The 23,334-nt window shown below is 73.3% G+C and carries 15 protein-coding genes; 10 read left to right on the forward strand and 5 right to left on the reverse strand.

All coding sequences use genetic code 11. The annotated features are described in order from the left end of the window. Positions 1 to 58: 58 nt before the first annotated feature. On the reverse strand, positions 59 to 3,937 hold the full coding sequence (locus tag OEIGOIKO_RS35345) for an nSTAND1 domain-containing NTPase (RefSeq protein ID WP_125057448.1): 3,879 nt from the start codon (positions 3,935 to 3,937) through the stop codon (positions 59 to 61). Between the two features lie 327 nt (positions 3,938 to 4,264). Here OEIGOIKO_RS35345 and OEIGOIKO_RS35350 point away from each other — a divergent pair, with 327 nt between their 5' ends. Continuing rightward, on the forward strand, positions 4,265 to 5,548 hold the full coding sequence (locus tag OEIGOIKO_RS35350) for a DUF6986 family protein (RefSeq protein WP_125057449.1): 1,284 nt from the start codon (positions 4,265 to 4,267) through the stop codon (positions 5,546 to 5,548). Positions 5,549 to 5,870: 322 nt separating this feature from the next. Then, positions 5,871 to 8,048 carry an RNA polymerase recycling motor ATPase HelR gene (gene helR, locus OEIGOIKO_RS35355; protein ID WP_125057450.1) on the forward strand — a complete coding sequence of 726 codons (2,178 nt, stop codon included), beginning with the start codon at positions 5,871 to 5,873 and terminating at the stop codon, positions 8,046 to 8,048. Positions 8,049 to 8,135: 87 nt separating this feature from the next. On the opposite strand, the gene OEIGOIKO_RS35360 is transcribed toward helR, so the two are convergent. Both OEIGOIKO_RS35360 and OEIGOIKO_RS35365 read right to left on the reverse strand, forming a co-directional pair. Beyond that, complete coding sequence (locus OEIGOIKO_RS35360; RefSeq protein WP_125057451.1) at positions 8,136 to 8,489, reverse strand: hypothetical protein; 354 nt, start codon at positions 8,487 to 8,489, stop codon at positions 8,136 to 8,138. A 99-nt stretch (positions 8,490 to 8,588) separates the two neighbouring features. After that, a complete protein-coding gene (locus OEIGOIKO_RS35365; RefSeq protein ID WP_125057452.1) occupies positions 8,589 to 9,632 on the reverse strand; it encodes a LacI family DNA-binding transcriptional regulator in 1,044 nt (347 codons plus the stop codon). 341 nt (positions 9,633 to 9,973) lie between these two features. On the opposite strand from OEIGOIKO_RS35365, the gene OEIGOIKO_RS35370 reads away from it, so the two are divergent. Further along, positions 9,974 to 10,930, forward strand: coding sequence for an ROK family protein (locus tag OEIGOIKO_RS35370; RefSeq protein WP_125057453.1), 957 nt, complete (start codon positions 9,974 to 9,976; stop codon positions 10,928 to 10,930). Between the two features lie 89 nt (positions 10,931 to 11,019). Beyond that, the gene (locus tag OEIGOIKO_RS35375) at positions 11,020 to 13,059 is read left to right on the forward strand and encodes a serine/threonine-protein kinase (protein ID WP_125057454.1); all 2,040 of its coding nucleotides are present in this window, start codon (positions 11,020 to 11,022) and stop codon (positions 13,057 to 13,059) included. Between the two features lie 93 nt (positions 13,060 to 13,152). Here OEIGOIKO_RS35375 and OEIGOIKO_RS35380 read toward each other — a convergent pair whose 3' ends face one another. Beyond that, on the reverse strand, positions 13,153 to 15,240 hold the full coding sequence (locus OEIGOIKO_RS35380; RefSeq protein WP_125057455.1) for an NPCBM/NEW2 domain-containing protein: 2,088 nt from the start codon (positions 15,238 to 15,240) through the stop codon (positions 13,153 to 13,155). Between the two features lie 270 nt (positions 15,241 to 15,510). Here OEIGOIKO_RS35380 and OEIGOIKO_RS35385 point away from each other — a divergent pair, with 270 nt between their 5' ends. The 5 genes from OEIGOIKO_RS35385 to OEIGOIKO_RS35405 all read left to right on the forward strand — a co-directional run bounded on the left by OEIGOIKO_RS35385 (position 15,511) and on the right by OEIGOIKO_RS35405 (position 20,223). Beyond that, positions 15,511 to 16,770, forward strand: coding sequence for an ABC transporter substrate-binding protein (locus OEIGOIKO_RS35385; RefSeq protein ID WP_125057456.1), 1,260 nt, complete (start codon positions 15,511 to 15,513; stop codon positions 16,768 to 16,770). 61 nt (positions 16,771 to 16,831) lie between these two features. Beyond that, on the forward strand, positions 16,832 to 17,746 hold the full coding sequence (locus OEIGOIKO_RS35390) for a carbohydrate ABC transporter permease (protein WP_125059368.1): 915 nt from the start codon (positions 16,832 to 16,834) through the stop codon (positions 17,744 to 17,746). Further along, positions 17,743 to 18,696, forward strand: a complete 954-nt coding sequence (locus OEIGOIKO_RS35395) for a carbohydrate ABC transporter permease (RefSeq protein WP_125057457.1) — start codon at positions 17,743 to 17,745, stop codon at positions 18,694 to 18,696. The genes OEIGOIKO_RS35390 and OEIGOIKO_RS35395 overlap by 4 nt, the downstream gene beginning before the upstream one ends. 125 nt (positions 18,697 to 18,821) lie before the next feature. Then, positions 18,822 to 19,115, forward strand: a complete 294-nt coding sequence (locus OEIGOIKO_RS35400) for a hypothetical protein (RefSeq protein WP_125057458.1) — start codon at positions 18,822 to 18,824, stop codon at positions 19,113 to 19,115. 73 nt (positions 19,116 to 19,188) lie between these two features. Further along, on the forward strand, positions 19,189 to 20,223 hold the full coding sequence (locus tag OEIGOIKO_RS35405; RefSeq protein ID WP_125057459.1) for an NUDIX hydrolase: 1,035 nt from the start codon (positions 19,189 to 19,191) through the stop codon (positions 20,221 to 20,223). Between the two features lie 165 nt (positions 20,224 to 20,388). Here the strand turns inward: OEIGOIKO_RS35405 and OEIGOIKO_RS35410 are convergent, their stop codons facing one another. Then, positions 20,389 to 21,762, reverse strand: a complete 1,374-nt coding sequence (locus OEIGOIKO_RS35410; RefSeq protein ID WP_125057460.1) for a dipeptidase — start codon at positions 21,760 to 21,762, stop codon at positions 20,389 to 20,391. A 191-nt stretch (positions 21,763 to 21,953) separates the two neighbouring features. Here OEIGOIKO_RS35410 and OEIGOIKO_RS35415 point away from each other — a divergent pair, with 191 nt between their 5' ends. Continuing rightward, on the forward strand, positions 21,954 to 23,156 hold the full coding sequence (locus OEIGOIKO_RS35415; protein WP_170251948.1) for a geranylgeranyl reductase family protein: 1,203 nt from the start codon (positions 21,954 to 21,956) through the stop codon (positions 23,154 to 23,156). Positions 23,157 to 23,334 lie beyond the last annotated feature (178 nt).

Consider the following 23,334-nt stretch of genomic DNA (forward strand, 5'->3'; position numbering starts at 1 on the left):
AGTGTCGCCCGGCTTGATCGAAAACGCCATGGGTTAAATCCGTGCCGGCTCCGCGCCGTCAGCGGTCGCACAGCGAGCCGTACGGGACATCGGGCAGCAACTCCCGCCAGCGCGCGGGCCCGGTCCTGCCGACCAGCGGGCAGATGCGCCCGGCCACCCGGCGCGCGTCCAGGTCCCACAGGCGTACGGAGCCGTCCGCGCCGGTGCTGGCGAGGGTCCTGCCGTCCGGCGCGTAGGCCACCGACCACACCACGTCGGTGTGCCCGGTGAGCGTCGCGGTCGGGGTACGGGCGGCGGTGTCCCAGACGCGTACGGTGCCGTCGAACCCGACCGTGGCCAACTGCCGCCCGCGCGGCGCGAACGCGATGTCGCGCACCGACCTGGTGTGGCCGCGCAGCACTCCGGCGGCGCGGTGCCGCCGCAGGTCCCACAGGCGCACCGTGCGGTCGTTGCCCGCCGAGGCGAGCATGCGCCCGTCCGCGCTGAAGGCCACCGCCCACACCGCGCCCGTGTGCCCGCGCAGGACGGCGACCGGGCGGTGCGTGACGGCGTCCCACAGCCGTACCGTACGGTCGTCGCTCGCGCTGGCCAGCAGCCGCCCGTCCGGGCTGAACGCCACGCCGTTGACGAAGTCGTCGTGCTGGGTCAGGACGGCCGAGCCGCCCCGCGCGAGGTCCCACAGCCGGACCGTGCCGTCCTCGCTCGCCCCTGCCAGCTGCCGCCCGCCGGGAGAGAAGGCGACCGCGAACACCGCTCCGCGCGCCCCGGTCAGCACCCGCTTGCGGCTGCCGCTCGCCGCGTTCCACAGCCGTACGGTCCCGTCGGCCCCGGCGGTCGCGAACGTGCGGCCGTCCCGGCTGTAGGCCAGCCCCCGCACCGGGCCGTGGTGGCCGCCCAGCGGCGGCCCCAGCTGCGTACGGGACCGTACGTCCCACCGCTGGACCGAGCCGTCGGTGCCCGCGGCGGCCAGTTGCCGCCCGCCGGGCGCGAAGGCGACGGCGGACCGGCCGGACACCGGCCGGGCGGTCAGCGCCGCGCCGGACGGGTTCCACAGGGCGAGGGTCCGGTCGAAGCTGCCGGTGGCCAGGGTGCGGCCGTCCGGGGCGAAGGCGACGGCGAGAACGTAGTCGCTGTGCCCGGTGAAGGCGGCGACGGTACGGCGGGTGGCGACCTCCCACAGGCGTGCGGAGCCGTCGCCGGAGGCGGACGCGAGGGTGTCGCCGTCGGGGCTGAAGGCGAGGGCGTTGATGTCGTCGTTGTGGCCGGTGAGCCGCCCCGTGACGGTCATGTCGCGGGTGTCGTACAGCGTCACCGTGCGGTCGGTGCCGCCGACGGCGAGCGTCGCGCTGTCCGGGCTGAAGGCCACGGCGACGACTCCGCTGCCGTGCCCGGTACGGTCGGCCAGGACGGTGGGGGAGCCGGGGCGGGCGGCGTCGGACAGGGCGCTGCCGGGCGCGGAGGCGGTCAGGGAGCGCGGCAGCCGCCAGACCCGGACCCGGCCGTTGGCGTCACCACGGGCCAGCAGGCGCCCGTCCGGGCTGAACGTCACCTTGCCGCTCGCGCCGCCGCCCAGGCCGGGCAGGCGGGCCGTCCGCCGCATGCCGGGCGCGTTCCACAGGGTCACGCTGCCGCCGGGGCCGGTGGCGGCGAGGACCTGGGTACGGGTCGCGCCGGCCGTCCCGCCCCGTACGCCCGGACCGGCCGGCGCGAAGGCCACCTCCCCGGCCGCGCCCCCGTTCGCACCCGTGCCGGGCACGGTGGTGACCGGGCCCCGGCGGCCGGTGTCCCGTACCCGTACCGAGCCGTCCGCGGCGCCCGCCGCGAGCAGCGCGCCGTCCGGGCTGAAGGCCACACCGCGGACCCGCGTCGCTCCCGCCCGGATCGCGGTGCCCAGCGGGCGGCGGGTGCGGGGGTCCCAGAGCCGTACCGTGCCGTCCGAGGCGCCGCCCGCCAGCAGGCCGCCCTTCGGGCTGAACGCGACGGCGTTGACCGGCCCTTGATGTCCCGTCAGGCGCCCTGCGAAGGGCCGCGCCTGAGTGCTGAGCAGCGCGCTGCGGGAGGCGGGGGACGGGCGCAGCCGGTACGCCTCGGCGGCCAGCAGTATGGCCGCCTCGGGCTGCCCGGCGGCCACCTGGCCCGAGCGGGCGGCCAGTTCACCGGCGTACGCGTCGAGACGGCCGGCCTCCGCCGTACGCCACTGCTGGACCGCCAGCACCCCCGCGCACACGGCGAGGACGAGCAGCACGGCCAGGGTGCCCGCGAGCCTGCGACGGCGGCGCACCCGGCGGCGCCCGGCCCGCGCCGCCGCTGCCTCGCGCGCCTGCGACGCCTCCAGGAACTCCTCCTCCAGCGGGCTGAGTCCGGCGTCCTCCCCCTGCTGCCCGGCCCATTCCCGGGCCACCGCCAGCCGGGTGCCCCGGTACAGCCCCGCCGCCTCCCGCCCCTCGCGCTGCCACGCCCCGGCCGCCTCCGAGAGCCGCTGGTGGACGACGAGTCCGGCCCGGTCGGCCCGGATCCAGCCGCGCAGCCGCGGCCAGGCCCGCAGCAGCGCCTCGTGGGTGATCTCCACGGTGTCCGCGTCCAGGGTCAGCAGCCGGGCGCGTACGAAGACATCGATCACGGCGGCGGTCTTCTCCGGGTCCGGCAGATGCTCCAGCAGGCGCTCGCGCGGCATCCGGCGGCGGGTCTCGCCCGCGATCTCGCCGACCTGCACCAGCCGCAGCAGCACCTGCCGCGCCGCCCGTCGCTCGGCCGGGTCCAGCGTGGCGTGCACCCGCTCGGCGGTGGTGGCCACGGCGCCGTGCAGGCCGCCGGTCAGGCGGTATCCGGCGACGGTGAGGGTGCGGCCGGTGCGCTGCTGCCAGGTGCCGAGCAGGGCGTGCGCCAGCAGGGGCAGTGCCCCGCCGATCACCGGGCCGTCGTCCTCGTGGATGCCCAGGTCGGCCAGGAGCAGCTCTTCGAGCCCCGGTTCCAGCTCCAGCGCGGCCTCCCGGGCGGGCCGGACGATCGCCGCGCGCACCTCCGGTACGGACATGGGCCGCAGCGCGAAGATCCCGGCGGACAGGGCCGGGGCGAGCGGAGGGTGGTCCAGGCACTGGCCGTAGAAGTCGGCGCGTACGCAGAGGACCACCGCGCACGGGGCGTCCCGCGCGGCCGCGCAGAGCGCCGCGACGAACGCCCGCCGCTCACGGGGGTCCTCGCAGGCGGTGAAGACCTCCTCGAACTGGTCGACGACGAGGACCAGGCGCGGGCAGGCGCCGAGGGCGGCGCGGGCGATGGCGGGGCACTGTTCGGGGGCTGCGGCGAGGGCTTCGGCGGTGGACGCGGTGGTGGACGCGGTGGCGGCGGCCGCGGTGGTGGCCGTCGTACCCGCACCCGTACCTGTGCCCGCACCCGTACCCGTACCCGTATCCGGACCCGCGCCCCCCGTTTCCGTCAACGCCGCCGCCAGCCCGGTGAGCGGATGCGTGCCCGGCGTCAGGACCCGTACCGCCCAGTGCCGGGAGCCGGGCAGCGCGCCGGCGCGCAGGGCGGGCAGCAGGCCGGCCCGGAGCAGCGAGGACTTGCCGGCCCCGGACGGGGCCGCCACGACGAGCGGGCCCGCGGCCTCCAGGCGTTCGGCGAGGCGGCCGACCAGGGCGGCGGTGGCGCGTTCCCGGCCGAAGAACCAGGGGGCGTCCTCGGCGGTGTAGGCGGCCAGTCCCGGGTACGGGCAGCGGTCGCCGGGCGTGCGGGCGGACAGCAGCCGGGTGAGCGTGCCGTCCGCGGCCAGCGCCGCGTCGCAGCGGCGGGCGACGTCGCCGGTCGGCGGCTTCTCGCCGTTCTCGATCTTGCTGAGATAACCCTTGCTGTAGTGCACGAGCTGCGCCAGGGTCCGGAGGGAGACCTCCCGCTCCCGCCGCAGCCGCCGCAGCGCGTCCCCGAACTCCTCCGGCATACAGGCCCCCACGCCTCGTGCGGGCGGCCGGGCGCCCGGGCCGCCCGCACCGCGCCGGTGATGTTACGCACGGGCGTTCCGGCCGGGCCGGGGAAGGCGGAAGAAACACCGAAAGGGGTGAAACGGGGTACGTCGCGCGCGGGCGCACGGCGCGCGCGATGGGGAACGCTCCCCATGGAGCGCCCAGCCATCCCGTCGCCGGAGGGTGTTGACCTGCGAACTCGGCCCGGATAGCTTCGCTCTACGGATTGTTGATTCCGTACAGCGGAAAAGCGGAGCGACGCCTGCGCGGTTGCACGGTGGGCGCGAGCACAGGGAGGGTGCCGGATGGGGCAGCACGAGACGGTGGCGACAAGTCTCGCGGACACCGTACGCGAGGAGATCGGAGCCGCCCTCGCGGACGTCGACGCGGACCTCGCGCGGCGCTACCCGGGCGACCCCGGCACCCGGCAGCCGGTCCACACGGTCTACGTCCCCGGCGACGTGTTCACCGCGGACACCGTCCGCGAGTGGGGCGACGCCGCCCTCGCCGCGCTCGACGAGCACGCCCCGGACGCGGAGGCGTTCGCCGGCGTCCTGGGCATCCCCGACAGCCTCGCGGAGCCGGTGTACGAGCGGGTACGGGCCAAGCTGGAACGCGAACCCGTCGAGGACCTGCGCATCGACTTCGAGGACGGGTACGGCCTGCGCCCGGACGCCGAAGAGGACGCGGCCGCCGCCCGCGCCGCCGCCCTCGTCGCGGCCGCCTACCGGGACGGCACCGCCGCGCCCTGCACGGGCATCCGCATGAAGTGCATGGAAGCCGCCGTCCGCGACCGCGGTATCCGCACCCTGGACATCTTCCTCACCGGCCTGCTGGCGGCCGGCGGCCTCCCGGACGGTCTGGTGCTGACCCTGCCCAAGGTCACCTACCCCGAGCAGGTCACCGCGATGGTGCGGCTGCTGACGGCGTTCGAGAAGACCCACGGCCTGTCGTCCGGCCGGATCGGCTTCGAGATCCAGATCGAGACCACCCAGTCCGTCCTGGGCGCCGACGGCCGCGCCACCGTCGCCCGCCTGATAGAGGCCGCCGAGGGCCGCGTCACCTCCCTGCACTACGGCACCTTCGACTACAGCGCCTCCTGCGGCGTCAGCGCCGCCCACCAGGCGCTGGACCACCCGGCGGCCGACCACGCCAAGGCCGTGATGCAGGTCGCGGCAGCGGGCACCGGCGTCCGCCTCTCCGACGGCTCGACCAACGTCCTCCCGGTGGGCGCGACCACACAGGTCCACGACGCCTGGCGGCTGCACCACGGCCTGGTGCGCCGCTCACTGGCCCGCGCGTACTACCAGGGCTGGGACATGCATCCCGCGCACCTGCCCACCCGCTACGCCGCCGTCTACACCTTCTACCGCGAGGGTCTGGAGCAGGCCGCGGCCCGGCTGGCCGCGTACGTGGCCAAGGCGGGCGGCGACGTGATGGACGAGCCCGCGACCGCCAAGGCGCTCAGCGGCTACCTGCTGCGCGGCCTGGACTGCGGCGCCGTCGACATCGCCGAGGCAGCCCGCCTGACCGGCCTCACCCGCGCCGACCTCGACGGCCTCGCGGGCCGGGCGGTGCCGAACGCCTGACGGCTCTCGGGGGCCGAACCCCACCAGCGGCGTACGACCCCGTCGTACGCCGCTCAACTGTGTCCGGAACCCGGTCATCCGCCGCCGAGAACAACAAAGGCAAGGAGCCTCACACTCCTTGCCACTCTCAACTTATAGCGCACAGGGGGGCTTGCGGCAAGGCCCCGTCCGTACCGCAGAATCTCTGGCCCAGGCCAGAACCTGCGGACATGGGGGACACGCGAAGTGCGTGTGTCGTTGCCGGTGTACGGGGTGCGCGAGGCGCAGTCCTCCGCCCGGCAGACCTCCGCGGGTGCGGCCCAGGATCGGAGCTGACACCACCATGAATTCCCTGACCACCACCGGCGTGTTCGCCCTCCCCGCCCGCCTCGCCGCCAAGGCTGACCCAGAGCTGACGGCGGCCGACGAACGGCACTTCGCGGACATCGCGGAGAGCCTGGAACAGACCGTCCGCGAACTGTCCGACCGCCTCGACGCCGAACTGAAGGCGCCCGGCGGCACCGGCCGCCAGGCGATGGACCGCGACGCCGAGGTGCACCGGCTGACCGCACGCCTGCGCACCCTGCGCCGCTTCGGCCTCGATCTGTGCCTCGGCCGCATGGTCGGCGAGGACGGCCCCGAGCCCGTGTACGTCGGACGGCTCGGCCTCACCGACAGCGCGGGCCGCCGGCTGCTGGTCGACTGGCGTTCCCCGGCGGCCGAACCGTTCTTCGGAGCCACCCACGCCGACCCGATGGGCCTGACGAGCCGCCGCCGCTACCGCTGGACCGGCGGCCGGATCAGCGACTACTGGGACGAGGTCTTCACCGCCGACGGCCTCGAAGGGCACGCCGCGCTCGACGACCACTCCGCCTTCATCGCCAGCCTGGGCAGCAACCGTTCGGCGCGGATGCGCGACGTGCTCGGCACCATCCAGGCCGACCAGGACGCCATCATCCGGGCGGGCTCCCGCGGCGCCCTCGTCGTCGACGGCGGCCCGGGCACCGGCAAGACCGTCGTCGCCCTGCACCGCTCCGCCTACCTCCTGTACTCCGACCCCCGCCTCGGGCACCGCCGCGGCGGCGTCCTGTTCGTCGGCCCGCACCAGCCTTACCTGTCCTACGTCGCCGACGTCCTGCCCAGTCTCGGCGAGGAAGGCGTACAGACCTGCACGCTGCGCGACCTCGTCGCCGAAGGCGCCGCAGCGGCAGCCGAGACCGACCCGGAGGCGGCCGCCCTGAAGGCGTCCGCGCGCATGGTGCAGGCGATCGAGACGGCCGTCAGGTTCTACGAGGAGCCGCCCGCCGAGGGCACGACGGTCTCGACCCCCTGGGCCGACGTCCGGCTGACCGCCGACGACTGGGCCGAGGCGTTCGAAGCACCGGAACCAGGCACCCCGCACAACGAAGCCCGCGAGCAGATATGGGAGGCCCTGCTGACGATCCTGACGGACAAACACGGCGCCGAGGCCCCGCCCGACCAGCTCCGCACGGCGCTGCAGCACGACAAGGAACTGCTCAGGTCCCTCTATCGCGCATGGCCGCTGCTCGAAGCGGCCGACCTCGTCTCGGACCTGTGGACGGTACCCGCCTACCTGCGCCTGTGCGCTCCCTGGCTCAGCCGCGACGAGATCCGCACCCTGCAACGCGCGGACGCCCAGGCGTGGACGGTCTCCGACCTGCCCCTCCTGGACGCGGCACGGCAGCGGCTCGGCGACCCGGAAGCGTCGTTGCGCAAGCGCCGGCACGCCGCCGCTCTCGCCGCCCAGCGCGAGTGCATGACACAGGTCGTCGACAACCTGATCGGGGCCGCGGCCGACTCCGGCGCCGACGGCGACGACGGCGAAGGACTGGTGGTGATGCTGCGCGGCCAGGACGCCCGGGTCAGCCTGGTCGACGAGACCGCACTGCCCACCGCCGGACCGGACCCGCTCGCCGGGCCGTTCGCCCACGTCGTCGTGGACGAGGCCCAGGAACTGACCGACGCGGAATGGCAGATGCTGCTGCTGCGCTGCCCGTCCCGGAGCTTCACCGTCGTCGGCGACCGCGCCCAGGCCCGGCACGGCTTCACCGAGTCGTGGCACGACCGCCTCGCACGCATCGGGCTGGACCGCATCGACGTGGCCTCCCTCAACATCAACTACCGCACCCCGGAAGAGGTGATGACGGAGGCCGAACCCGTCATCCGCGCCGCCCTCCCGGACGCCAACGTCCCCACCTCAGTCCGCAGCACCGGCATCCCCGTCACCCACGCGCCCGTGACGGACCGGGACGCGATCCTCGACGCCTGGCTCACCACCCACGACGACGGCATCGCCTGTGTCATCGGCGCCCCCGCCTTCACGGCCACCTCCCGCGTCCGGTCACTGACCCCGGAACTGTCGAAGGGCCTGGAGTTCGACCTGGTCGTCCTGGTCGACCCGGAGAAGTTCGGCGAAGGGGTGCGGGGAGCGGTGGACCGGTACGTGGCGATGTCCCGGGCCACGCAGCGGCTGGTCGTCCTGAGGAGTTCCGCTGTTTGACGTTCCCTGAACGGCCAGAGGCCCTTTCGGAAGCGGTTTCCCCTTCCGAAAGGGCCCCGTCACCTCAGGTGCCTTCCCCGCCCGGCTCTACGAGCCCGATGCTCCCGGCTCGGTGGCGCCATCGGACTCCAGCACCAGCAGGGAGCTCTCGACGGCATGGCGGAGAAAGGCCCGTGCGTCGCCCCGGTCGGCCTTTTCGAGGAGCACCGGAAGGAAATCGGAATCCGGGTAACCGGCCACCTCGGCATCCCGGGTCGCCCATACCTGCGACCAGACGGCGATGCTCATCTCGTTGCAGGCCCTGGCGTGCTGAGTCCCGTGCGCGGCGTCCTGGGCGAGGGCGTCACGCGTGAAGATCGCCATGCGGTGCCCCAGGGCCAGCAGGAAAGTCTCTCTGGCGTCCGAGGTCAGGACCTCCAGGAACCGGTCTTGAATTTTCATTGCTCCATGGTCCAGGAGGGGACAGCCGGGCATCGGCAACGTTCCGCGCGTCAGTGCCGACGGGCGCCGCGGCGGGCGCTCCAATCGGAGGCGTGGCGCTCACTCGTCGGCGGGCGGGGGCAGTTCGCCCGAGCCGCGCGGGACGAGGCGGGTGGGGATCTCCTGGCGCTGCGGCGGGATCTCGGTGCCCTCCAGGCGGCGGAAGAGCATCGTGGCGGCGGTACGGCCGAGGCGCGCGGCGTCCTGGGCCACGACCGTGATCGCCGGGGTCACCAGGTCGGCCAGCTCGAAGTCGTCGAAGCCCACCAGGGCGACCGGGCGCGGGCGTTCGGCGAGCACCCGCACCGCCGTGACCGTGACCCGGTTGTTGCCCGCGAACAGCGCGGTGACCGGGCGCGGCCCGTCCAGCATGGCGGTGGCCGCGAACCGTACCCGGTCGGGCGCGGTCGACCCGAGGGAGACCCACGACTCGTCGACGGCCAGCCCGGCCCCGGCCATCGCCGTACGGTAGCCGCGCAGCCGCTCCGCGGCGGTGTGGATGCGCGGCTGGTCGCCGATGAAGCCGATCCGGCGGTGGCCGTGCGCGATCAGGTGCGCGACCGCGTCGCGGGCGCCGCCGAAGCTGTCCGAGAGCACCGTGTCCGCCTCGATCCGGCCCGCCGGGCGGTCCACGAAGACGGTGGCCACGCCCGCCGCGATCTCCGGCTCCAGGTAACGGTGGTCGTCGGCGGCCGGAATGATCACCAGGCCGTCCACCCGGCGCGCGCACAGGGCCAGGACCAGCTCCTGCTCGCGGGCCGGGTCCTCCGCGCTGGACCCGTTGATCAGCAGCGCGCCGTGGTCCCGGGCGACCTCCTCGACGGCGCGGCTGAGCGGCCCGTAGAACGGGTCGGCGAGGTCCTCCAGGACCAGGCCGATGCTGGCGGTGCGGCCCTTGCGCAGGATGCGGGCGGAGTCGTTGCGGCGGAAGCCGAGGGCGGTGATGGCGTCCTGGACGCGGCGCTCGGTCTCGGGGGTGACGCCGGGCTCGCCGTTGACCACCCGGGAGACCGTCTTCAGGCCGACGCCGGCCCGGGCCGCGACGTCCTTCATCGTGGGCCGGCTGCCGTAGCGGCGGGAGGTGCCCCGGGCGGTGTCGGTCACGTGCGCGGTCCTGATTCTGTCGGCGGTGGGTGAAGGTGGTGGGAGGAGCGGTGGGCGGCCGGGAGGGCGGCGGCTTCGCTGCTCGCTCCGGCCGTTGCTGGAGAGACGGGCGGGATGGGTGTGGCGGTTCCCCCTCCGGTACGCCGATGATGGCTGTGGCGGTGTCCGGAGGGCCGGTGCGTGCGGCCGACCGGCGGGACCGTCCGGCGGCACCGCACGACGACGTGCGGCACGGCGTCGAGCATAACCTCTGGACAACGTTGTCAATCAGCACGAGACTGGCGTTCCCGTGCCGGGTCACGCACCCCGGCCCAGGCGCCCCACCAGGAGATTCGACACCGATGCAGACGGACCTGAGCGCAGCGCTGGACATCGGCGGCACCAAGATCGCCGGCGCGCTGGTGGACGAGCACGGCAGGCTGCTCGTCCGCACCACCCGGCCCACGCCCGCCGACCGGGACGGCGCCACCGTCCTGCGCGCGCTGGCGGAGGTGGTGGGCGAGCTGACCGCACACCCCGAGTGGGCCAGGGTGGCCGCCGTCGGCATCGGCAGCGCGGGTCCGGTGGACGCCCGGCGCGGCACGGTCAGTCCGGTCAACATCCCCGGCTGGCGGGACTTCCCGGTCGTCGCCGAAGTACGGGACCTGGTCGGCGCGCGCCCCGTCGTCCTGGTGGGCGACGGCGTGGCCATGACCGCCGCCGAACACTGGCAGGGCGCCGCCCGCGGCTACGCGAACGCCCTGTGCATGGTGGTCTCCACCGGGGTCGGCGGCGGCCTGGTCCTGAACGGCCGGCTGCACCCCGGTCCCACCGGAAACGCCGGCCACATCGGCCACATCAGCGTGGATCTCGACGGCGACCCCTGCCCGTGCGGCGCCCGCGGCTGCGTCGAACGCATCGCCAGCGGCCCCAACATCGCCCGCCGCGCCCTCGAACGCGGCTGGCGGCCGGGTCCCGACGGTGACACCAGTGCCGCCGCCGTGGCCGCCGCCGCCCGCGCGGGTGACCCGGTGGCCCGTCACTCGTTCGAGCGGGCCGCCCAGGCCCTGGCCGCCGGTGTCGCGGCCACCGCCGCGCTCGTCGAGATCGAGATCGTGGTCGTCGGCGGCGGTGTCGCGGGCGCCGGGGACCTCCTCTTCGTCCCCCTGCGCCGCGCCCTGCGCGACTACGCCACGCTCTCCTTCGTCCGCGGCCTCACGGTCGTACCGGCGCAGACGGGTACGGACGCCGGTGTGGTGGGCGCCGCGTCCGCCGCCGCACAACAGTCCCGTCTCGATGCCTTCGCCCCGACCGCCTGACGGGGCCTGCGGCGCCCCACGGCCCTCTAGGCTGGTGCCGACCATGACAGGGGACGAGTGGGGCGAACGGGGCGACTTGCGTGAATGGCGTGAACGGGCCGGGGGACGAGGGCAGTGCTGAAGGCGGCGACCGTGCTCGCGAAGGGGGCGGCGGAGCCGGGGAGTTGACCGGGCGGCTGCTCGGCGGGCGGTACCGGGTCACCGGACAGATCGGGCGCGGTGGCATGGGCGTCGTCTGCCGGGCGGTGGACGAGGTGCTGGGCCGGGAAGTCGCCGTGAAGGTGCTGCGCGCCTACACCGACGCGTCCGCGCCGGAACTGGCCGACCTGCGCACCCGGATGCAGCGCGAGGCACGGGCCGCGGCCCGGGTCCGGCACCCCGGCGTGGTCACCGTGCACGACGTGATCGACGAGGACGGGCGCCCCGTCATCGTCATGGAACTGGTCGACGGCCCGTCGCTGGACGACGCGCTCGACCGGGGCGGCCCCATGGACCCGCGCGAGATCGCCGCCATCGGCGCCAAGGTGATGGACGCGTTGGACGCCGCCCATCAGGTGGGCGTGCTGCACAGGGACGTCAAGCCCGGCAACGTCCTGCTGGAGCGCGGGCAGCGGCGCGCGGGCCGCCCGGACACCGGGGTCGGCCGCGTCGTGCTCACCGACTTCGGTATCGCCAGCATCGAGGCGCCCGACGACGGGGCGAGCACCCACCTCACCCGCAGCGGCGAACTCGTCGGCTCGCTCGACTACCTGCCGCCCGAGCGCGCCCAGGGGCAGCCGCCGTCGCCCGCCTCGGACATCTGGTCGCTGGGCATGACGCTGTACGCGGCAGTGGAGGGCAGCGGTGCGCCGTTCCGCCGGACGTCGGTCTGGTCGACCCTGACGGCGATCGTCTCCGAACCGCTGCCCGAGCCGCGCCGGGCCGGGCCGCTGACGCCCGTACTGCACGCGCTGATGGCCAAGGACCCTGCCGCCCGGCCGAGCGCGGCCGAGGCGCGGTCCCTGCTGACGGCGGTGGCCGACGGGCGCCAGACGGTGCGGTTGGGGTTGGGGACGGGGGCCGGAGCAGATACGGGTGCGGGTACCGGGCCGGGCGCAGGTACGGGTACAGACCCGGGTACCGGGCCGGGCGCAGGTACGGGTACAGACCCGGGTACGTCGTGGTCGCCGACTGCGGCGGACGTCCGGGCGGCGCCGTCACCGGCACCGTCGCCGTCAGGCGGTCAGGCCCCTGCCGGGCCGGTCAGTGGTCAGTCACCCACCGGGCCGGCCGGTGGCCGAGCACCCACCGGGCCCGCCCCCGCCGGGAACCTGGGGGAGCGGGAGACCAGCACCGTGGCGGCCACCGGCACCGCCACGCCTGCCGCCGGGCGCGGACGGCGTACCTGCGTGCTCGCCACCGCGGTGGCCGCCGTCCTGGTGGCGGGCGGGGGAGTGACGTACGGGCTGATGGCCCGGGACTCCGGCGGTACGGTCGCCGAGCGGCGGCCGGGCGCCCCCGCACAGGAACAGGAGCAGGCCGCGCGGGCGGGCGCGTCGGGCACGCCGGAGGAGACCGGGGCCGTCGAGCCGGATGGCAAGGCACCCGGGAAGGACGAGAGCGGGCGGAGCGCGGCGCCCGCCACTTCGGGCGAGCCTTCGAAGAGTGCCGCGTCCGGGAAGCCGAAGCCCGGTGGCGGCGGCGACCCCGGCAAGGGCAGGAGTGGCGACGGAGGAGCGGCGGCCGGCGGTACGGGAGGCGGGGGCGACGGCGGGGCGGGCGCGAGCGGCGGGTCGGCGTCCGGCGGCGGTTCTGCCGCCCCGGGCGGCGGCAGCGCCACCGGCGGGACCGGTGGCGTACCGGAGCCCAGCTCGTGCGCGCCGATCGGCGGCGGCAAGGTCAACTGCCAGGTGTGGCGCGCGGCCGCCTCGTACACCGGCTCCTTCCAGCACGTCGGCACGTTGAACGCGGGCACCAACTACTTCTACTGCCAGGCGAACCTGGGCCGCCGGGAGTCGTACGGCCGGTGGACCAACACCTGGTGGGCGAGGACGGACGACGACAGCGGCAACAGCGGCGTGTACGTCAGCGCCGTCTACCTCAAGGGCGGCCGGAACGACGCCCCGGTCCCCGGCCTGCCGACCTGCTGACCCGGAAGGGGAGCGGGCCGGGCCCGGACACCGGGAGCCGGGCGGACCGTGCGGCCCGCCCGGCCGGTGTGCGCTGTGCGGTGAACGCCCCGGTCAACAGGTGAACTTCGCGTCGGCCCAGTCGCCGTGGTCGTAGAAGAAGCCGTCACCGGCGTCCTGCACGACCAGTCGTACGGTGCCCGCCCCGGTGACCGCGGCGCTGATCGCCTTCGCCGGGTCGGTGCCGGTCAGCTTGCCGCTCTCGGCGACCTTCCGCCCGTCGGCCCACACCTCGAAGGTGACGGTTCCCTGGTCGCCGGTCTCGTCGTCCACGCCGACCTGCGCGCTGAACGCCGAGCACTTGCCGCCCGTGTAGTACGTGATCTCGCTGGGCGCGTGGGCGCCCAGCCCCTTGGCGTACGGCACGCCGCCGATGGTGATCGGCGTCCCGTCACCGGGCCGCTGCCCGCCCACGCTCATGTCCTTCTCCACCGGCCCGTAGCCGTTGGTGGCGGAGAGCCAGGTCAGGTCGCTGGCGTAGGAGGTGCCGGCCGGCGGTGCCTGGACGGCGGTGACCCCGAACGGGAGCGTCAGGGTCACCCGTTGCCCGCGTGTCGAGTGGTAGTCGGTGGTCAGCGACAGCTCGTACGGACCGGGCTTGGTCCCCGCGAGCGGCGAGATCTTCCAGGCGGTGGCCAGCTCCTTGCCCGGGGGCAGCACCTGGGTGCCGGTGGACGTGACCGGCTCGACGCGCCAGCCCTGCGGGCCCTTGAAGTCGACCTTGACGTCCAGCGCGGGAGTGCGGCCCAGATTGCGGGTGAGGGTGGCGGTCCGGACCTCCTTGCCGACCTCGATCGGCGCGACGCCGTCCGCCGCGGTGTCGAGGGCCGGCGGGTACTGCGCCCAGTGGCGGTCGGCGGCGACGCGGTACAGCAGCGTGCCGTGTGCCGGTACGGTCCCGGCGATCTCACCGGCGGTGTGGGTGTTCTCGTCCTTCCACAGGTCACGCAGCCGGTAGCCGCTCGCCTGCGGCAGGCCCGCCTCCTGGGCCGTGGTGGTGATGTGCTGCGGCCGGTCGGTCTCGTTGAACAGGGCCACCGCCCGGTCGCCGTTGGCCAGCGGCTTGCTCAGGACCCAGCGGCCGCCCTCGGACTTCAGCACCTGGGCCTGCTTGCCCAGCGGGTCCTGGTCGAGCGCGACGACCTCGCGGTTGTCGAGGATGTCGAAGGTCGCCTGCGACGCCTTGCGCAGATCGGCGCCGATCAGCAGCGGCGCGGCCATCATCGACCACAGCGAGAAGTGGCTGCGGTACTCGGTGTCCGTCATCCCGCCGTTGCCGACCTCCAGCATGTCCGGGTCGTTCCAGTGGCCGGGACCGGCGTACGGCGCCAGCGGCGCGTTCGCCTTGAAGATCGAGACCATGCTGTCCCACACGTCACTGATGTCACCGGTGGTGCGCCACAGGTGCCCGACGTCCGCCGCCCACTCCCACGGCTTGTTCTCGCCCCACTCGCAAATGCTGTAGACGATGGGGCGGCCCGTCGCCTTCAGGGCGTCGCGCATGGTGATGTAGCGCTTCTTCGCGTCCACCCCCTGGTTGTTGCAGTTGTCGTATTTCAGGTAGTCCACTCCCCAGTCGGCGAACTGCTGGGCGTCGGAGTACTCATGGCCCAGCGCGCCGGGCATCGCCTGCGCACACGTCGTGGTGCCGGCACTGGTGTAGATGCCGAACTTCAAGCCCTTGGAGTGGACGTAGTCGGCCAGGGCCTTGATGCCGTTGGGGAAGCGGGTGGTGTCCGGGACCAGTTTTCCGTTCGCGTCCCGCTCCTTCTTGGCCCAGCAGTCGTCGAGGTTGACGTACTCGTAGCCGGCGGCCTTCAGGCCCTTCGCGACGAAGATGTCGGCGATTCCCTTGATCATCGCCTCGTTGAAGTCGGCTCCGCAGTGGGTGGAGTTCCAGTTGTTGAAGCCCATGGGAGGTGTCCTGGCCAGGCCGTCGGGCAGTCGCGGGGCGGCGGACGCGGCTGTTCCGGCGGAGGCGGCGGGGGTGGGTGCGGAGGTGGCCGGACCGTCGGCGGCGCCGGCCGGGCGGGCCGTGGCGGGCAGGGCCGTCACGCCGGCCGAGCACAGCAGCGCCGCGGACAGTGCCGCGACGACTCTTCGCCGGGCGCGGCGGGTGGTGAGGGGGGTGTGCGGGCGCATGATTCGCGTCCTCCGTTCACGGAGAGAGCAGTAAGTCATGTACCAGTCAATTGCGAGTATTTACGGTAAGGCTTGTTGGACTGTGTTGGAAGGCGAAAGGGGAAAATGCGGGAGGGGCCGCCGAAAGCCTTGACTGAGGCACCGGTTGGGAGTGAGATCCCAGCACTCGCGTTCGGTTCTGTTCGGTTCCATCGCCGAGGAGGGGGAGAAGACATGGTCCGGTCAAGGGGGGACGGCCCGGGCGGGGGTACGCGCCGGGCGGTACCCGGGGTGCCCCGGAGGTCTCTGCTGCGGGGCATGGCGGCCGGTGCGGGGGCGGTCGCGCTGCCGTCGCTGCTCGCCGCCTGCGGTGACGGCTCCGATGACGGCGTCACCCTGGGGTCCAACGCCTCCGACGCGGTGCCCAAACGCGCGTACGCCGACGCCTTCGCGGCGTACGAGAAGAAGTCCAGGAAGCCGGTGAAGGTCAACACGGTCAACCACGAGAACTTCCAGGAGAACATCAACCGTTACCTCCAGGGCACGCCCGATGACGTCTTCACGTGGTTCGCCGGATACCGGATGCAGTACTTCGCGCGAAAGGGCCTGCTCGCCGACATCAGTGATCTCTGGAAGAAGTTCGACGGGTTCTCCGACGCGGTGCGGAAACAGTCCACGGGCGAGGACGGCAAGCAGTACTTCGTGCCGTACTACTACTACCCGTGGGCGGTCTTCCATCGGAAGAGCGTTTTCCGGACGCGGGGTTACGAGGTCCCGGAGAACTTCGATCAATACCGCGCGCTCGCCCGGCAGATGCAGAAGGACGGCCTCACCCCATTCGCCTTCGGCGACAAGGAGGGCTGGCCCGCCATGGGCACCTTCGACTACCTCGACATGCGGGCCAACGGGTACGACTTCCACATCGCCCTGATGCGCGGCGAGAAATCCTGGACCAGCCCGCAGGTACGGCAGGTCTTCGACCTGTGGCGGGGCCTGCTGCCGTACCACCAGAAAGGTGCCAACGGCCGGACCTGGCAGGAGGCGGCACAGTCCCTCCAGGGGAAGAAGGCCGGTATGGCGGTACTCGGACTGCAGCACCCCGGCCAGCAGTTCACCGCGGAGAACCGCGCGGACCTGGACCTCTTCCCGTTCCCCGAGATCGATCCGGCCTTCGGGAAAGAGGCGGTCGAGGCGCCGATGGACGGCTTCCTGATGGCGAAGAAGGCGCGGCACCGGGAAGCCGCCCGCGACCTGCTCGCCTTCCTGGCCACACCCCAGGCCGAACTGGCCTACCTGAAGCGGGACCCGAACAACGTCGCGGCCAACGGCGCGGCCGGCACCCAGACGTACGACGCCCTGCAGAAGAAGGCCGTCCGGCTGGTGGCCGGCGCCCGGCAGATATCGCAGTTCATGGACCGCGACACCCGCCCCGATTTCGCCTCGACCGTACTGATCCAGGCGCTCCAGCAGTTCATCGGCGACCCGGACGACATCGACGGCCTGGTCAACAGCATCGAACGGCAGAAGAGACAGATATTCGCCGCGGACTGACGCCGTGACCACCACCGACCGTACGACCCACGACCGTACGACCCACGGGGGGCCGGGAACCATGCCGAAGACCGCGGCACGCCGCGCCCGGCGCCGGGGCCCGCGGCGCCACACCCGCCGCGACCGCGCCGTCCTGTGCGTCCTGCTGGGCCTGCCGATTCTGCTCGACCTCGTCCTGGTGTGGGGCCCGACCATGGCTTCCGTCGGCCTGTCCTTCACCGACTGGGACGGCGTCGGTGACATCGAATGGGCCGGTCTCGGCAATTACGCCCACCTCTTCGCCGATTACCCGCAATTCTGGCCGGCAGTCCGCAACAACCTGCTGTGGCTGGCCGCCCTCGGCCTGCTGGCCACACCGTTCGGCCTGCTGCTCGCCGCGCTCATCGACCGCGGCGTGCGGTTCAGCCGCTTCTACCAGTCCGCCCTCTACATGCCGGTGGTGCTCTCGCTCGCCGTCGTCGGCTTCATCGCCCAGCTGATCCTCTCCCGCGACCAGGGCGCCCTGAACGCCCTCCTGGGCGGGGGGAAGGACCCGGTCGACTGGCTCGGCGATCCGGACCTGAACATCTGGATGATCCTGCTGGCCGCCTGCTGGCGGCACACCGGGTACGTCATGATCCTCTACCTCGCCGGGCTGAAGTCGGTGGACCCGACGCTCAAGGAGGCCGCGGCCGTCGACGGGGCCACCGAACGGCAGACGTTCTTCCGGGTCGTGCTGCCGGCGCTGCGCCCGGTCAACGTCATCGTCGGCGTCATCACCGTCATCGAGGCACTGCGCGCCTTCGACATCGTCTACGCCGTCAACAAGGGCCGCAACGGCCTGGAACTGCTGTCCGTCCTGGTGACCGACAACATCGTCGGCGAGGCGAGCCGGATCGGCTTCGGATCGGCCATCGCCGTCGTCCTGCTGCTGGTCTCCCTCGGGTTCATCGTCACCTATCTCGTCCAGGAACTGAGGGGGGAGGAGCGCCGATGACCGTGCCCGCCGTACGGGCCGCGCGCCCGGTACGTACCGCCGGGCCGGCCGGTGGCGCACCCGGCCGCCGCCGGAGCGGGAAGGGCGGCCGAGGTGGCCGCCGGGGCGGCCGCTGGGGTGTGCACGCCTTTCTGCTCGCCGTCTCACTCGCCTTCCTCGCGCCGCTGCTGCTGGCCGTCTACGCGTCGCTGCGCCCGTACGAGGAGACCGCCAGGGACGGGTACTTCTCCCTGCCGAGCCGGCTCTCCTTCGACTATTACCGGCAGGCGTTCACCGATTCCGGCATGGGCCGGTATTTCCTGAACACCCTCCTGATCGCGGTGCCGGGCGTCCTGATCACGCTCTTTCTCGCGTCCTTCACCGCCTTTGCCGTGGCCCGGCTGCGGCTGCGCGGCTCGCTGCTCCTGCTGATGTTCTTCACAGCCGGCAACCTGCTGCCGCAACAGGTCATCGTCACGCCGCTCTACGTGCTCTTCACCAAGGTGCCGCTGCCCTACTGGCTGTCCGACTCGCTCACGCTCTACGACTCCCTGTGGGCCGTGCTCGCCGTGCAGGTCGCCTTCCAACTCGGCTTCTGCGTCTTCGTGCTGGCGAATTTCATGCGGACCCTGCCGCGGGAAATCCTGGAGGCCGCGGTCGTCGACGGGGCGGGGGTGTGGAGGCGCTACCGGCACGTGACGCTGCCGCTGTGCCGGCCCGCCCTCGCCGCCCTGGGCACGCTGCAATTCACCTGGATGTACAACGACTTCCTGTGGGGCCTGGTCTTCCTCTCCGACGGTGACAAACTTCCGGTCACCTCGGCCCTGAACAACCTGCGCGGTCAGTTCTTCACGGACTACAACCTGCTGGCGGCGGGTTCGGTCATCGTCGCCCTGCCCACGATCGTGGTCTTCCTGCTCCTGCAACGGCACTTCATCGCGGGCCTGACCCTGGGCGCGAACAAGGGGTGACGGGCCGGGCGGTGTCCCCGTACGCCCGCGCGGGGGATTGCGGTGCGCGAGCCCTTGCCGGGGCGGGCCGGGGCGGCGACGCTCCGGCTACCGCCCGAGTGAAACCCGAGTGAAAGGGGAGCGTCATGACGAACGCACAGATGTGGGCGTTGATCGTGGGTTTCGCGTCACCGGTGCTCATCTCCGTCATCAATCAGCCGCAGTGGTCGCACGCCGCCAGAACTCTGGTGCAGGTGGTGGTCTCGGTGCTGGTGGGGCTGGGGAGTGCGCTCTTCGCCGGGGATTTCGCCGGAAAGGACGTGGTGACCAGCGTCCTCGTCGCCGCGGTGGCCGCGATCAGCGCGTACAAGGGGGTCTTCAAACCTTCCGGTATTGCGCCGAAGGTGGAAAAGGCCACGTCCGTGGCAGCGCGTGGATAGCCCCGTCCCCGCAAAAGTTTCCGTGGCAGGGTGTTACGGGCAACTCACAGGGGTCTAGGGACAAGGGGGCAATGTGATCGTCTGGCTGAACGGCGCGTCCGGTGCGGGAAAGTCCACCGCGGCCCGGCACCTGCTGGACCTGCTTCCCGGCAGCACGCTCTACGACCCCGAGCTGGTCGGCAGCGAGCTGCGGCTGCTGCTGCCCGCCGCGCGGCTGGAGCAGGTCGGCGACTACCAGGACCTGCCGTCCTGGCGCCGGCTCGTCGTGGACACGGCCGCCGCGCTGCTCAACGAGGTACCGGGGCCGCTCGTCACCCCGATGCCGCTGCTGCGCCAGGAGTACCGGGACGAGATATTCGGCGGCCTCGCCTCGCGCCGGGTGCCCGTACGCCACGTTCTGCTGCACGCGGAGGAAACGATCCTCCGCGAGCGTGCGGACCGGCGCGCGGGCCGAGCCGGGGGCGCGCCGGCCGACGCGGCGGCGCAGGGCCGGTGCCGGGCGCACCTGGAGGCGTACGAGGACGCGCTCGGCTGGCTCAAACAGGACGCGCACGTCATCGACACGGCCCGGCTGACACCCCGGGAGACCGCCGAACGGATCGCGGAAGCCGTCCACGCCGGTGCCGGGGCCTGCGACATCGTGCAGACACCGGAGCCCACGGCGGAGACCCTCGCGGCCGGCGTGCTGCTCTTCGACGATGCCGACCGGGTCCTGCTGGTGGACCCGACGTACAAGCCGGGCTGGGAGTTCCCCGGCGGCGTCGTGGAACCGGGCGAGCCGCCGGCCCGGGCGGGACTGCGCGAGGTCACCGAGGAACTGGGCATCCGGCTGCACAGCGCGCCACGGCTGCTGGTGCTGGACTGGGAACCGCCGAAGCCGCCCGGCTTCGGCGGCCTGCGGATGCTCTTCGACGGCGGCAGGCTGGCGGGCGAGCAGATCCGGGACCTGCTGCTCCCGGGGCCCGAGCTGCGGGACTGGCGGTTCGCCACCGAGGCCGAGGCGGCGGACATGCTGCCCCCGGTGCGCTGGAACCGGCTGCGCTGGGCCCTGCGCGCACGCGAACGGGGACGCCCGCTCAATCTTGAGGCGGGCGTTCCTGTGGGGTGAGGGGCGGCCGGGGGCGGTAGGAGCCGAAGGCGGACGCTTGGGGCAGCGGTCCGGGGGCGGCGGGAGAGCCCCCGGACCGGTCGTCACGGGTGTCCTACGGGCCGGGCGGCCCAGCCGCCGTCCTATGGGCGGGCGGCTCGGCCCTCGGCCTACGGTGCGGGCGGCTCAGCTGCCGGCGGCCTCGTACTGCCGCGCGTACCGCTGGAGGAACAGCGCCTCGGCCAGCGAGAGGCGCTCCAGCTCCTCCGGCGAGACGCTCTCGTTGACCGCGTGGATCTGCGCCTCCGGCTCGCTGAGGCCGATGAGCAGGATCTCGGCCCGCGGGTAGAGCGCGGCGAGGGTGTTGCACAGCGGGATCGAACCGCCCATGCCGGACGTCTGCATCTCGGTGCCGTCGTACGCCTCCCGCATCGCCTCCGCCATCGACGCGTACGCCGGGCTGTCGGTGTCCGCGCGGAACGCCTGGCCCTGCCCGATCTGCTCGACGGTGACCCGCGCGCCCCACGGTGCGGCCTTCTCCAGGTGCGCGGTGAGCAGCTCGGAGGCCTTCACGGCGTCCGTGCCCGGCGGGATCCGCAGGCTCACCAGCGCCCGCGCGCCCGCCTGCACGGACGGCGTGGCACCGACCACCGGCGGGCAGTCGATGCCGAGGACGGTGACGGCGGGGCGGGCCCAGATCCGGTCGGCGACCGTGCCGCTGCCGGTCAGCCCGACACCGTCCAGCACCTTGGCGTCCTTGCGGAACTCCTCCTCCGCGTACTGCAGACCGTCCCAGCAGGCGTCGGCCTCCAGGCCGTCCACGACCGTCGAGCCGTCCTCCGCGCGCAGCGAGTCCAGGATGCGGATCAGCGCCGCCAGCGCGTCCGGCGCCGCGCCGCCGAACTGGCCGGAGTGGAGGTTGCCCTCCAGGGTGTCCACCTGGACCCGGACCAGCGTCATGCCGCGCAGCGTCGCGGTCACCGTCGGCAGGCCGACCCGGAAGTTGCCGGTGTCACCGATCACGATGGTGTCGGCGGTCAGCAGCTCGGGGTGGGCCTCGGCGTACTGCTCCAGCCCGCCGGTGCCCTGCTCCTCGGAGCCCTCCACGATCACCTTGACGTTGACCGGGACGCCGCCGTGCGCCTTGAGCGCCCGCAGCGCCGTCAGGTGCATGATCAGGCCGCCCTTGCAGTCCGCGGCACCGCGCCCGTACCAGCGGCCGTCCCGCTCGGTCAGCTCGAACGGCGGCGATATCCAGGCGGCCTCGTCCAGCGGCGGCTGCACGTCGTAGTGCGCGTACAGCAGCACGGTCGGCGCGCCGGCCGGCCCCGGCAGGAAGCCGTACACGGACTGGGTGCCGTCCGGGGTGTCCAGCAGGGCCACGTCCGTGAAGCCCTCGGACCGCAGCGCGCCCGCCACCCACTCGGCGGCGGCCTCGCACTCGCTGCGGGGGAACTGCGCCGGGTCGGCGACCGACTTGAAGGCCACCAGCTCGGCCAGCTCGGTCCTGGCCCGGGGCTGCAGCGAGGCGACGGTGTGCGCGAGCGGGCTGTCAGGCATGGAACGCTCCTTGTGGGCGCGGCGTTGTACACGTGGGGTCACGTGCCGGTCCGTCCGGTTCTACCGCACCGGACCAACCGTACGTACGGGCGATTGTGGGGCCGATCTTCCCACAGGAAGGGCGTCCGACGGCGCGCCGTAGGATGCGGGCGGTACGCGCAGCAAGGCATCGAACGGGAGCAGAAGCACAGGTGAGCAGCGACAGCGCAGCCGAGGGGAACCAGCAGGTGTGGGACGTCGTGGTGGTGGGCGCGGGGCCCGCCGGAGCCTCGGCCGCCTACGCAGCGGCGTGTACGGGACGCCGGGTGCTGCTCCTGGAGAAGGCCGAACTCCCCCGTTACAAGACCTGCGGCGGCGGCATCATCGGACCGTCCCGCGACGCGCTGCCGCCCGGCTTCGACCTGCCGCTGCGCGACCGGGTGCACGCGGTGACGTTCTCCCTCAACGGAAAGCTGACCCGCACCCGCCGCTCCAAGAACATGCTGTTCGGGCTCATCAACCGTCCCGACTTCGACGCCCAGCTGGTCAAGACCGCCCAGGACGCCGGCGCCGAGCTGCGCACCGGCGCCACCGTCTCCCGTGTCGAACAGCACGGCTCGGCGGTGCCGGACCGGCGGACCGTCGCCGTGGTGCTGGGCGACGGCGAGGTGGTGCTGGCCCGCGCGGTGGTCGGTGCGGACGGCAGCGCCAGCCGGATAGGCGCCCACGTCGGCGTGAAGATGGACCAGGTCGATCTGGGCCTGGAGGCCGAGATCCCGGTGCCGCCGACGGTCGCCGAGGACTGGGCCGGACGGGTGCTCGTCGACTGGGGCCCGATCCCCGGCAGCTACGGCTGGGTCTTCCCCAAGGGCGACACCCTCACCGTCGGCGTGATCTCGGCCCGCGGCGAGGGCGCCGCGACCAAGCGCTACCTGGACGACTTCATCGGGCGGCTCGGCCTGGCGGGCTTCGAGCCGAGCATCTCCTCCGGCCATCTGACCCGCTGCCGCGCCGAGGACTCGCCGCTCTCCCGCGGCCGCGTCCTGGTGTGCGGTGACGCCGCCGGGCTGCTGGAGCCGTGGACCCGCGAGGGCATCTCCTTCGCGCTGCGCTCCGGGCGGCTCGCGGGGGAGTGGGCCGCCCGTGTCGCGGAGGCGCACGACGCGGTGGACGCCCGCCGCCAGGCCCTGAACTACGCCTTCGCGATCAAGGCCGGGCTCGGGGTGGAAATGGGCGTCGGCCGCCGGATGCTCACGCTCTTCGCCCGCCGCCCCGGTCTGATCCACGCTGCCCTGACCGGCTTCCGTCCGGCCTGGCACGCCTTCGCGAAGATCGTCCGGGGGACGACCACGCTGGCCGAGATCGTCCGTACGCATCCGGTCGCGCGGCGGGCGATGGGGGCGTTGGACAAGTAGGGAACCGGGAGCCGGAGAGCCGGGAGCCGGAGGGCCGGGAACCGGGAGCCGGGAACCGGAGAGCCGGGAGCCAGGGCAGGAGCCGGGGCCGCTGCTCGGCGGCTACTCCCCGGGGAGTACGTCCGATCACCCACGCCGGGCTGACGCCCCCGTACGGTGCGCCGGTCTAGCGTGACGG

This window comes from Streptomyces paromomycinus (genome assembly GCF_003865155.1).
Classification (GTDB): domain Bacteria; phylum Actinomycetota; class Actinomycetes; order Streptomycetales; family Streptomycetaceae; genus Streptomyces; species Streptomyces chrestomyceticus.

Coding starts and splice junctions, on each gene's coding strand:
- OEIGOIKO_RS35380 (WP_125057455.1), bottom strand. CDS start 15,240: ATGCGCCCGCACACCCCCCTCACCACCCGCCGCGCCCGGCGAAGAGTC.
- OEIGOIKO_RS35400 (WP_125057458.1), top strand. CDS start 18,822: ATGACGAACGCACAGATGTGGGCGTTGATCGTGGGTTTCGCGTCACCG.
- helR (WP_125057450.1), top strand. CDS start 5,871: ATGAATTCCCTGACCACCACCGGCGTGTTCGCCCTCCCCGCCCGCCTC.
- OEIGOIKO_RS35395 (WP_125057457.1), top strand. CDS start 17,743: ATGACCGTGCCCGCCGTACGGGCCGCGCGCCCGGTACGTACCGCCGGG.
- OEIGOIKO_RS35370 (WP_125057453.1), top strand. CDS start 9,974: ATGCAGACGGACCTGAGCGCAGCGCTGGACATCGGCGGCACCAAGATC.
- OEIGOIKO_RS35410 (WP_125057460.1), bottom strand. CDS start 21,762: ATGCCTGACAGCCCGCTCGCGCACACCGTCGCCTCGCTGCAGCCCCGG.
- OEIGOIKO_RS35350 (WP_125057449.1), top strand. CDS start 4,265: ATGGGGCAGCACGAGACGGTGGCGACAAGTCTCGCGGACACCGTACGC.
- OEIGOIKO_RS35390 (WP_125059368.1), top strand. CDS start 16,832: ATGCCGAAGACCGCGGCACGCCGCGCCCGGCGCCGGGGCCCGCGGCGC.
- OEIGOIKO_RS35360 (WP_125057451.1), bottom strand. CDS start 8,489: ATGAAAATTCAAGACCGGTTCCTGGAGGTCCTGACCTCGGACGCCAGA.
- OEIGOIKO_RS35345 (WP_125057448.1), bottom strand. CDS start 3,937: ATGCCGGAGGAGTTCGGGGACGCGCTGCGGCGGCTGCGGCGGGAGCGG.